This is a genomic window from Sphaerisporangium sp. NPDC005288 (genome assembly GCF_040607475.1).
Lineage (GTDB): Bacteria > Actinomycetota > Actinomycetes > Streptosporangiales > Streptosporangiaceae > Sphaerisporangium > Sphaerisporangium rhizosphaerae.
Genome location: NZ_JBEXGT010000016.1, coordinates 165,815 through 177,259, shown reverse-complemented (window position 1 = coordinate 177,259; position 11,445 = coordinate 165,815). Strand labels below are relative to the sequence as shown.

Sequence of the window (11,445 nt, the reverse complement as noted above, 5' to 3'; positions counted from 1 at the left end):
TCGCTGGCCGCGCTGCGGCTCTTCGGCCGGTCGCGGCCAGCGCCGCCCACGCGCCGACGTCCACCGGGCACAAACTTTGACCGAGAGAAGACTTCCGGAGACCACGTGAGATGTCCGTAAGGGCTGCCGCCCCGCTTCCGGTGCTCAGGCCTGGCGGCCTTGCGCTCCGGGTCGGGTTGCCATCGGGTGACTCGGGTACTTCCCCGCACACGTCAGGCTGGCTCGTCCGGGCAGGTGCCGCAGGGGGCGAGCACGGCGAATGTACCGTCCAGGTCATGACTGCCGATCAGTACTAACGTCTGGTGGGCATGTTCTCCGGCCTCGCCACCCTACTTCTGCCGAGGATGATCCATTGACGGATACGCAGGGGTTGGGAGCATCGGAAACACCGCGCACCAGTCATACCGACCAGATCAATGGGGCAAAGTGCGCCCGATCGACCTGTGATCGTCGCCGGGATAATGCCGCTGGAAGATCGGACAGTTACTCTAGCCAGAGAGAAAGGGGGACGGCGTGCTGCTCCGATTCCGTGTTGCCAACGTGCGGTCGCTACGTGACGAGCAGGAACTGTCCTTCGTTGTCTCCGAACACGAGCCGAGCGCGGTGGCGCGGGAGACAGGACTCGGCGGGGGCCGTTCCGCCGCAGTCTTCCCACTGGTCGGCATCTTCGGCGCCAACGCCTCGGGGAAGTCGAACGTTCTCGCCGCGCTTACCGACATGCGTGCGGCGGTCCTCAACTCCTATGCCCACTGGGCGTCATTCGAGGGAATCCCGCGTAAACCCTTCAAACTCGATTCCAAGAGCGAGACCGAGCCGAGCTTCTTCGAGGTCGACCTTGTGATGGACGAGGTTCGTTGGACGTACGGATTCGAGCTGAGTTCAAGGCGCGTCGAGGCCGAGTGGATCCACAGCTATCCCCGCGGTCACCGTCAAGTGTGGCTGGACCGCGACGCCTCGCGAGCTGAGGTGTACGAGTGGCCGGGTAGCCGGGTCAAGGGCCGGACCCAACTGGCCACGCGCACACGGTCTGACGCGCTGGTCCTGTCCACGGCTGGTACAGACAACCACCCGCAACTCTCGGCGCTCTTCCACTGGTTCCGCCGCAATCTGTGGATCATCAACCCGGAGGACGAGCGGGAGCAGCGGGAGGAGTTCACCCTGCGGGAACTCTCCGGCAGCCGCGCACGACGGATCAACGAACTGCTGAGGGTCGCGGATTTGGGAATCACCGGGGCGGAGCTCGTCCAGGAGGGCAAAAACCGGCCGGCAGTGCGGCTGACCCACCGGTCGGCGACCGGCGATGTCGCCTTCGACTGGCGGAGTGAGTCCTTCGGCACCCGATCGTGGTTCGCGCTGCTCGGCCCCCTGCTGCTGGCGCTCGACGAGAGCGCCGTGCTGCTCGTCGACGAGCTGGACGCGAGTCTGCACCCGCGGTTCGCCGCCGAGGTCATTCGGCTCTTCCATGATTTGCAGGCCAACCCGGGGGGCGCGCAGCTCATCTTCACCTCGCACGACGCGTCGCTGCTCATCACCCCGAGCGGTGAGCGGCTGCTGGAGCCGGGCCAGGTGTGGCTGACGGAGAAGAACAAGGATGGCGCCACGGAACTGTACCCCCTGACCGCCGCCGAACCGGGAGAGGACGAGAACCTGATGGAGTCCTACCTTGCCGGGGCCTTCGGCGGGGTCCCCTCCGTCGTGGAGGGACAGTTCGCCCGGCGGTTGTCCGGCGTGAGCATGCGCGGACACCGGCAAACCGCAGAGCGGCCCCGATGACGCGCACGCGGGGGAAGGACACGCTGGGACCGTCCAGACAGCAGCACGGCAAGCGCAACCGGGTCGTCCACGTCTTCACCGAAGGCAAGCTCACCGAGCCTTCGTACATCGACATCATGAAAAAGCTCCTTGACGAGCGGGAACTCCCCGTTGAGGTGCACATCGCGAATGCTGGTGCGCCGGGTTCCCAGCGCAAGCCCATCGACCTGGTCGATGCGGCGGTGCCGCTCATGCGCAGGCTAACCCGGGAAGCGGAGCGCAACCGGCTGCGGGAGGAGATGCGGCCCCAGGTCTGGTGCCTGTTCGACCGGGACGACCACCAGGAGCTCGACCGGGCCATCAAGCAGGCTGGTCAGGGGAAGGTCCGCATCGCCTTCTCGCACCCCTGCTTCGAGGTGTGGCGGCTCCTGCACCACAAGGACGTGACCGGGACCTTCAACCAGGTGTGTGCCCTGGTGACAGATCGGCTCCCCTTCAGAAACGAGGTGGAAAAGATCAAGGAGGTATATGCAAACCAGATCATGGGCCGCTACGCCGAGGCAAAGCGACGCGCCCTCCGGATGAACGCCCGGCACGGCGACCACTTGCCCCTGCCGGGTCGCGACCCGTATACCGACGTCTTCCACTTCGTGGAGCAGGGGCTCGGGATCACCTCCTACTGAACTTGACCCGCCCGATGAGGCAATCGTTTCCCCTCCTGCTGGCCGTCGCCGTAAGGTTTCTGCGTCATATCGGGGTCGTAGGGGAGTCGTACGGTGGCCAAGCTCACGCTCGCCCAGTTGGAGCGACATCTGTTCGCCGCCGCGGACATCCTCCGCGGCACGATGGACGCCTCCGAATATAAGGACTACATCTTCGGCCTGCTCTTCCTGAAACGGGCCAACGACGAGTTCGAGGCCGCCCGCGAACGCGTCCAGGAACACGCCGTCCGTGATCTTGGTCTCACCAGTGAGCAGCTGGACGGTTTTCTGGAGCAGCCTGCGCCCTACGGCGAACGTGACGTGCTGTTCGTCCCGAAGAACGCCCGCTGGAAGTGGATCTCCTCAGCCACCCACAACATCAACGAGGAACGGCTGCGCCCGGCCCTCCAAGCGCTCGAAGGGCAGAACAGCAAGCTCAGGGGTCTCTTCGACCACCTCGACTTCAACCGCATCGGCGGCTCTGGCGCGGCTGCGGCCGCGGCCAAGCTCGCCGACCAGCGCCTCAAGCTGCTCATCGCGCACTTCGGGCGCGTCCGGCTGCGGACCGACGACTTCGAGTTCCCTGACCTGATCGGCGCCGCGTACGAATACCTGATCAAGGAGTTCGCGGACTCGGCGGGCCGTAAGGGCGGCGAGTTCTACACCCCGCGCGACGTGGTTCGCATGATGGTCGAGTTGGTCCGCCCGCAGCAGGGCATGCGCGTCTACGATCCGTGTGTCGGCTCGGGAGGCATGCTCATCCACGCCAAGGAGTACGTGGAGGAGCACGGTGGGGACACCACGGACATGTTCTTCGCCGGCCAGGACGCCAACAGCAGCTCGTGGATCATGGCGACGATGAACATGGTGCTGCACGGGGTGCGCCGCTTCGACCTGAAGACCGGTGACACCCTCGCCGAGCCGGCGCACCCGCCGCAGTCCGACGCCGACCGGTTCGACGCGGTCCTCAGCAATCCGCCGTTCTCCATGGACTACGTCCTCGCCGACCTCAGGTTCCCCGGCCAGCGCGCGGCGTACGGTACGACGAGCGAGCGCGACAAGGCGGACCTGATGTTCCTTCAGCACATGCTCTGGATGACCAAGCGAGAAGGCCCCGGCGGCATGGTCGTCACCGTCATGCCGCACGGTGTGCTGTTCCGCGGTGGCGGTGAGCAGGAGATCCGCACGAAGCTCCTGGACGAGGACGTGGTCGAGGCAGTCATCGGCCTGGCCCCGAACCTGTTTTACGGTACCGGCATCCCGGCCTGCATCCTGGTGCTGCGCCGACCGGGTAAGAAGGACCCGGAGCGCGCGGGCAAGGTCCTGTTCATCAATGCCGACCGCGAGCACCTCGCGGAGCGGGCGCAGAAAGTGCTTCTCCCCGAACACGCCGAGAAGATCACCTCGACCTTTCACGCCTACGCCGAGGTCCCCGGCTTCTCCCGGATCGTCAAGCGCGAGACGCTGCGCGAGAACGGCGACAACCTCAACATCCGCCGCTACGTGGACAACACACCGCCGCCGGAGCCACAGGACGTGCGAGCCCATCTGGTGGGCCAGGTGCCGCGCGCGGAGATCGAGGGCAAGAAGGAACTGCTCGACGCGTACGGGATCGGGCTGCGAGACCTCTTCGCCGAACGGGAGCTGACGGACCCGGACTACGTGGACTTCCTGCCGAAGGGGAGGCGCCCGGACGCCACCCGGCTGGGCGAGCTGGCCCGCCCAAGGGAAGAAGAACTGTGGGGCGCGTTCACGAAGTGGTGGGAGGCGGAGACCCCGCAGCTGGAGGCGGTGGCCGCGACCCCGGAGCGCCTCGCCAACCTGACCCCCTCGGAGCGCAAGGCGGCGCTGATGGCGGTCCGTGGTTCGCTCATCAAGTCGTTTGTAGAGCGGTTAGGCCAGGAAAGTCCGCTGGACCAGTACGCGCTCGCGGGCGCGGTGGCCGGCTGGTGGTACGAGGCGAAGTACGACCTGCTCACCCTCTCGGAGAACGGCTTCGCGGGAGTCCTGGACGGGTGGGTAGAGAACGTCGAGACGATGCTCGCCCCCGAGCAGGACCCTAGGACGAGGAAGCTGCGCAACCGGACGGCCGCCGAGCGGCGCCAAGCCTACGACCACAAGGTGGTCGCCGCCATCGCCCCCGACTTCCTGAAGGAGCTGGCCGAGGCCGAGGCGCGCAAGGCGGAGCTGAACGCGCGGTGGAAGGAGCTGAACGCCGAGCCGTCCGAGGACGGCGAGACGGAAGCCGACGATGAGGCCCCGCCGCGCGAGCAGAAGGTCCTGAGTCCGGAGCAGCAAGCGGAGCTCGACCGGGTGAAGAAGGCGCGGACGAAGGCCGCTGCTCTGGTCAAGCGCCTTGAGACCGACTTCTGGTTCCCTTGGCCGAGCAGCCCGCCCAAGCTCGACGAGGAGCCGCCGCGGCTTTTTCGGGCACGGCAGGCGCTCAGCCCGGAGGACGAGCGCAGGGTGGTGCTCGACCTGCTCCGGGACGACCTGGCGGCCAAGCTGGGAGGACATGTCGTACGGCGCCGCCGGGAACTTGTGGAGACGTACGGGCTGTGGGAGAACAAGTACGCGGTATCGCTAACAGAGATCCAGGCAGAACAGGAGAGGTCGGCGGCAGCGCTGGACGGTTTCCTTAAGGAGCTCGGTTATGCAGAGTGACGGCTGGGAGTGGATTCCTCTGAAGGAAATCCTTGCCGAGCCGATTCGTAACGGGACATCTCCAGTGGAGAGCCAGGAGTGGACTGGCGTAAAAATGCTCGGCCTAGGCTGCCTAACAGACAACGGATTTGAACCACGTCAGCTCAAGAATGCGCCATCCATTCATTACCGGAATCACGTGGCGGTTTTGCGTGACGGAGATCTCCTTGTAAGCCGCTCTAACACTCGCGAGCTTGTAGGGTTGGCGGGAATCTATCGAGATATAGGAGTACCCTGCATCTATCCCGACCTGATGATGCGGTTGCGGACGTCAAGGTCGTACCTCCCGGAGTTCCTTGAGCTGGTATTGCGCTACCCGCACATCAGGTCGCAGATTGTCGCATTGGCGCAGGGGACATCAGAGAGTATGGTGAAAATTTCCGGTGCAACGCTTGGGGAATTGGCGGTCCCAGTTGTCCCGGTCTCGGGGCAGCGCCGGATCATGAAGGTGATCGATGCAGTATCCAGGCAGGAGTTGGCAGTTAAGGCATCGATTGCAAAGTTGTCTGCAATAAGTGCCGCAACGGTAGACGCTCTCATGGAAGGAATGGCATGGGACTGCACTTTGTCTGATGCGGCAGATGGAGCGATCCGGAACGGGTACTCTCCGGTAGAAAGCGAAGCATGGACCGGGGTGCAAATGCTGGGGTTGGGATGCCTTACGCCTGCGGGCTTCAATCCCATCCAGCTCAAGAATGCGCCGTCGTCGGTCACCGCAGATCATGCAGCCATATTGCGGGAGGGGGATCTGCTTATGACTCGCGCGAATACGCGAGAGCTCGTTGGCTTGGCCGGTGTATATCGAGACGTGGGGACGCCGTGCATCTACCCCGATCTAATGATGAGGATTAGGCCATCGAATCGTTGCTCGGCGGAATTTCTGGCCGCCGTTCTGATGTCGACGCGCGCCCGCCGGCAAGTGCGATCACTTGGCCAAGGCACCTCTGAGAGTATGGTGAAAATATCGGCGGCGACGGTACGGGAGATCCTCGTTCCATTGCCCGCATTTGAAGAGCAGAACCGTCTGCTGGGGGTCCTGAATTCCTTCTCCGCGCAGATACGCGATAAGAATGCAGAGTTGGGCAAGCTCGGAGCTGTCAAGCAGGGGATTGTGGACGATCTCTTGAGCGGTCGCGTCAGCGTCTGAGCTGCCCGGATCGGCACCGTTTCCACCCAGTCAAAGGCTCAGTCTCATCAAGGTGTCCCATTTCGGTGGAACCCTCACCCTTGCACCCCTGCAACGCGCAGAATGAATCACCGGAGCGGTAGGCGAGGGCTGGAGGGTTGGCGACGTGGTGGTGCAGGTCGAGCGGGACGAGGTGGAGCGGCCCATCATCGCTCAGCTTGAGGCGATGGGCTGGACGCACGTTTCCGGCACGGAGGTCGGGACACTAGACGCCGACACTCCACTCCTGGTCGAGAAACTGAAGGGCGCCCTGCGCCGGATCAACCTCAAGGCGACCGGCGGCGGATCGTGGATGGACGACTCCGACTTGGCCAGGTCCGTCGAGCAACTGTCCTCTGTCTCCCTCGGCCGCGGGGCCGCACAAGCTAACTTCGACACCACCGACCTACTTCTCAGCGGGTTCGTTCTGGCAGGCCCGTCCGCGGCGCACGGCAGCCTCTCCGCGACCGTGCAGTACATCGAGTGGCACGAGGACCGTACCCAGCTCAATGACTTCACCGTGGTCGACCAACTCCGGGTGCGGAACCGCTTGGGGGAGGTGTCGGTCCTCGATCTCGTCCTCTTCGTTAACGGCATCCCCCTCGTAGCCGTCGAGTGCAAGAGCCCCGACCTTGCCGACCCTGTCTATCAGGCCGTACGTGATCTGCTGCACTACGCGGGGAATCCACTCTCCGACGAGGAAGACGCCAAAAGCGCACTGGAGCCCTCTGGCGTCCCGGAGTTCTTCCGCACTGTCCAACTGCTGGTCGCGGCCACCGCGGATACCGCGCACCTCGGCACGGTCACCTCCACGCCCGATTACTTCTACCCCTGGCGGAGTGTGAAGCCGGAACGCCGGGAGACGCTCGAAGCGGAGACGTCGGACCGGACCGGTCCATTGAACGAGCGTCACAAGCTGGTCGGGGTCGTACTGCGCCCCGCCGCCCTGCTCAACTTCGTACGGCACTACGTCATCCCCTTCCCCATCGAGAACGAATTCGGTGGGACCCGGACTGCCAAGATCGTCGCTCGTCACCAGCAATACCGGGCTGCGGAGGAGGCCGTACGGAGGCTGCGGACCGGGCGGATCCGCAGCGGGCCGCGGGACGCCGACGAGCGTGGCGGGGTTATCTGGCACACGCAAGGCTCCGGCAAGAGCCTCACCATGACCTTCCTGGTGCGCCGCATCCACCTGCACCACGAGCTCAGCGAGTTCATGGTCGTGGTCGTCACCGACCGTACCCAACTCCAGGACCAGCTTTCCCGGACGCTGAAGCTGAGCGAGTCCGACGTCCAGACCGCTAAGACCCGCGCCCAGTTAGAAGGGCTGCTCCGGGATGGCGGCAGGCGGGTCGTCTTCGCGATGATCCAGAAGTACGGAAGCGGGCTCGCGTTCGCCGCGGAGTCCGTCGAGGATGGGGACGACCGCGATTTGGCGGAGGAGTACGAGGCCGCCGAACAGGCCAGGCGGGAGGGGAAGGGCGAGAAGGTCCCGCCAGAGCCGGACTTCCCGGAGTGCAACACCTCTCCCGCGATCCTGGTCCTGGTTGACGAAGCGCACCGTTCGCACACCAGCGTGCTGCACGCCGCCCTGCGCAAGGCCGTCCCCAACGCGGCGAAGATCGGCTTCACCGGCACGCCGATCATGACTGGACGGATGGAGGACACCCGGCGGATCTTCAGTGGCGGTCCCGGTGGGGGCTTCCTCGACGAGTACCGGATGAGCGAGGCAGAGCGTGACGGCGTCGTCGTACGTATCCGCTACGAGGGCCGCACTGGCGAGGGCAGGGTCTTCGACAAGGACGGCCTCGACCGGAACTTCGACGACTTGGTCCGCGACCGTACGGACGACGAACGCAGGGCCCTGCTGAAGCGCTGGCCCACCGAGCGCGACGTTGCCGAGTCAGAGCCGATGATCCAGGCCAAGGCCGAGGACATGCTGGAGCACTGGGTGAGCTGGGTGCTGCCGGAGGGGTTCAAGGCCCAGGTCGCGGTGGTCAGCCGGAAAGCTGCCGTCGAGTATCACCATGCCCTGCGGCGGGCGCGGGACGCCCTCTTGGTCGAACTCGCTACGTTCGACCCGGAGTCGGCGACCGGCCCGTTGGAGGAGATGGACGGCAGGACGCGTTATCTCTACATGGCTTACCGGTTTCGCGCGCTGCTGCGTCGTGTCGACTTCGTGCCGGTGATATCCCCCGGAGCGGAGCGCAAGCACCGCCAGTGGCTGCACTGGACCGACGCGGATCGGCAGAAGGCATACATCGACCGTTTCCACCAGCCGTTTCCCCAGTTGCCTCCCGATCAGGACTGGACGGCCGCCGTCCCCTTTGACCCGCTGCCGCGGGAGACGCCGTACGGCGGTGTGGGCAACAATCCCTGGTCTCAGAGCCGGATGACCGAGCGACCGGAGCCTGCGGCCGGACCCGACCCGGTCCACCTCGACAGCCCCATCGCCTTCCTCATCGTGAAGTCGATGCTGCTCACCGGCTTCGACGCCCCTCGCGAGCAGGTGCTCTACCTGGACCGGCCGATTCGTGACGCGGAGCTGCTCCAGGCCGTCGCACGGGTCAACCGGCCGGTGCCGGGCAAACAGGTGGGCTACGTCGTCGACTACTACGGTGTCCTGGAGCACCTCGCCGATGCGCTCGGTGCCTACCAGCAGACTGATGTCGAAGACACCATGCGCGGCCTGTCCGAGGAGATCGGGAATCTCCGCCCGGCGGCCGAAGCAGTCCGCGAACTCCTGCGCCGGCGGGGAGTCACCGAGGCGGATCTCACTGGTTTCGTTGGGCTGCGGAAAGCGGCCCTGGCCTTCGAGGACGAGCAGGACCGCTTCGCCTTCGACAGGGTGCTGCACGAGTTCCTCAACACGCTGGAACGCGTGCTGCCCCACGAACACGCCCTGGAGTACGTGTCCGACGCCAGGCGCTGGGGAATGCTGCAGAAGCGCATCCGGCGGCTCTACCGGGACGCGGAGGGCGGCACCTTCACCCTGCGCCGCTACGGGCGGAAGGTCCGGGCGATGATCGCCGCCCACGTGGAGGGTCCGCAGATCGAACAGGTCATCCCGCCGGTCTCGCTCACCTCGGACGCCTTCGACGACATGGTCAGAGACATCCCGGCGCGCGAGGCCGCGGCTGAGATGGGTCACGCACTCCGCTTCCACCTGGAGGAACGGGTCAGACGCGAGGATCCGGAGAAGTACATCCGGCTCTCACAGCGCCTGGAGGAGATCTTGAAAGGTCTTCCCGGGCGCTTCGAAGAGCAGGTCGAAGAGTTGGGCCCGCTCATCGAGCAGGCCCGTAGAGAGGACGAGGAGAACCCCGCCCTGGCGGGGCTCAGCGTGCTGGAGCAGCGGTTGTACCGGCTCATCGAGGAGATGGTGGAGGGGAATCCAGGAGTCCTTCCCGGGGAAACGGACCTACGAGAGCTGGTCGATATGGTGTGCGACACGGGTGCACGCGTCATGGGCAGTGTCGCGTATCAAGGCCAGAGTCAGGACGTCAGCGAACTGGCGAACGCCATTCACAGCCAGTTGCTCCGCGGTGGCTTCCGACCCGCGAGCGTGGACTGGGCCCCCTTGAAGGTCATCGCGGAGAGCCTGGCGGCGTACGCCAACGAGAACCGTCCACAGTTCCTGCGGAGGGCTCAGGGACAATAGGCAGGTGACCGCACCGGCCGACGACCACGCCCCGCAGGCACTGAGGGACGACAGCCTCCTCACCATTGATGGGTTGGCCCTGCGGGTGCGCATGAGCGCCCGACGCAGGCGCTTCGGGCTGACGGTGGAGGCCGACGCCGCTATTACGCTGCACACTCCGGAGGGACGCTCGGCATCGGACGCTGCGGATTTTGTACGTGCACACCGGCCCTGGCTGGTGAGCAAACGTGCGCTGCGAGAGCAGGCTCGACCGTTGAGTCCATCCAAACGCCTCATAGAGGGGGAGACCTTCCGTTATCTCGGCCGAACGTATCGGCTCGCCATCGTGGGCGACAAGTCAGAGAACGACAGCGTTTGGTTAGCGGCCGGACGTCTGATCATGGGTCGCGAGCTGGCCGAAGACACATCACGCGGCCGGGTGGCGCTGGTCGATTGGTACTGCCGGACCGGTCATGCCTGGGTGACGGAACGACTCCAGCCCTGGGCAGCCCGGATGTCCGTGCCGGAGCCGACGGTGGATGTATGCGACCTGGGCAGCCGCTGGGGAACGTACCGCTCAGAGGAGAACGGGCAAGGACCAGGCCGAATGAGCCTCGGCTGGCCCCTCTTCCAGCTCCCGATGCATCTGATCGACTACGTGATCGCTCACGAGCTCGCCCACGCCCGGATCCCTGGACACGATGCTCACTTTTGGCGACTGGTGAGGCGGGCACTGCCCGAACACAAGGAACGCCGCATGGAACTCGACGACCTTGGCCGGCGTATGTGGATGGGAGAAATTATCTAGCACAGAGCAGGGCGATTCGGCATGAGCGCTCCTTTCGGCAGCCGCGCCGAGTTGTGTGACGAGGGCGCTCGCGAGTGCCACGCTTAATAGCACGCCCATCGCCTTTCCGGTGTCAATAAGCGTGGCGCGTACCCAGCGTTTCTCTTCGTCTGGATTCTTCCAGACTCCGAAACGAACCGCTTCCCAGGCGAGGACGAAGGCTGCCGCCGCGGCGTACTGGTAGCCCGCTCTCCAGCCGCCCTCAGTGATGATGGCGGCGGCGACCAGGATTAGTCCGAGAGCAAACGAGGCTAGCGTGAGTCGGGTGGCACGAATGACTCGCGGCATGCGTTCGGCGACACCAGTCGGAGGTTGCTTCACGGATGCCTGCTTTGGGATGAGATCTCTTAGGCGCAACGCGCGGAATCGCTTTAAGCCTTCCGTCCAGCTCACCAGGAGTTCACGCCGGCGTCTGAACACCAACTTAGGCCGCTTGGCGATGCCCTTGTAGAAAAGGAAGGTCTCACGTTCGGAGAGGAGAGAGACGAAGCCCACCCCTCTGATATCGGCCCGATCCACGAACTGGCCGTTTCTCGCCTTTTTCTGCCAGCGAGGAATGTCGATAATGACGTGGCCATCCGACATTCTGCGGCCAGGTCTTTTGTGGTGCCCGCAATATTTCCATTCTCCAGGGACC

At 64.9% G+C, this 11,445-nt stretch carries 6 protein-coding genes; all 6 read left to right on the top strand.

The features are described 5' to 3' along the window. Window positions 1-513: 513 nt before the first annotated feature. The 6 genes from ABZU32_RS17650 to ABZU32_RS17625 all read left to right on the top strand — a co-directional run bounded on the left by ABZU32_RS17650 (window position 514) and on the right by ABZU32_RS17625 (window position 10,769). The gene (locus ABZU32_RS17650) at window positions 514-1,773 is read left to right on the top strand and encodes an ATP-binding protein (RefSeq protein ID WP_354923321.1); all 1,260 of its coding nucleotides are present in this window, start codon (window positions 514-516) and stop codon (window positions 1,771-1,773) included. Then, complete coding sequence (locus tag ABZU32_RS17645; protein WP_354923318.1) at window positions 1,770-2,435, top strand: RloB family protein; 666 nt, start codon at window positions 1,770-1,772, stop codon at window positions 2,433-2,435. The genes ABZU32_RS17650 and ABZU32_RS17645 overlap by 4 nt, the downstream gene beginning before the upstream one ends. A 93-nt stretch (window positions 2,436-2,528) precedes the next feature. Further along, a complete protein-coding gene (locus ABZU32_RS17640) occupies window positions 2,529-5,117 on the top strand; it encodes a class I SAM-dependent DNA methyltransferase (protein ID WP_354923315.1) in 2,589 nt (862 codons plus the stop codon). After that, a complete protein-coding gene (locus ABZU32_RS17635) occupies window positions 5,107-6,303 on the top strand; it encodes a hypothetical protein (RefSeq protein ID WP_354923312.1) in 1,197 nt (398 codons plus the stop codon). The genes ABZU32_RS17640 and ABZU32_RS17635 overlap by 11 nt, the downstream gene beginning before the upstream one ends. 145 nt (window positions 6,304-6,448) lie before the next feature. Then, on the top strand, window positions 6,449-9,982 hold the full coding sequence (locus ABZU32_RS17630; RefSeq protein WP_354923309.1) for a type I restriction endonuclease: 3,534 nt from the start codon (window positions 6,449-6,451) through the stop codon (window positions 9,980-9,982). Between the two features lie 91 nt (window positions 9,983-10,073). Beyond that, entirely contained in the window at window positions 10,074-10,769 is a 696-nt protein-coding gene (locus ABZU32_RS17625; protein ID WP_354923340.1) for a SprT family zinc-dependent metalloprotease, read from the top strand. Window positions 10,770-11,445 lie beyond the last annotated feature (676 nt).

Excerpts from the sequence above, each read along its gene's own strand:
- ABZU32_RS17645 (WP_354923318.1), top strand. The coding sequence starts at position 1,770 with ATGACGCGCACGCGGGGGAAGGACACGCTGGGACCGTCCAGACAGCAG.
- ABZU32_RS17635 (WP_354923312.1), top strand. The coding sequence starts at position 5,107 with ATGCAGAGTGACGGCTGGGAGTGGATTCCTCTGAAGGAAATCCTTGCC.
- ABZU32_RS17625 (WP_354923340.1), top strand. The coding sequence starts at position 10,074 with ATGAGCGCCCGACGCAGGCGCTTCGGGCTGACGGTGGAGGCCGACGCC.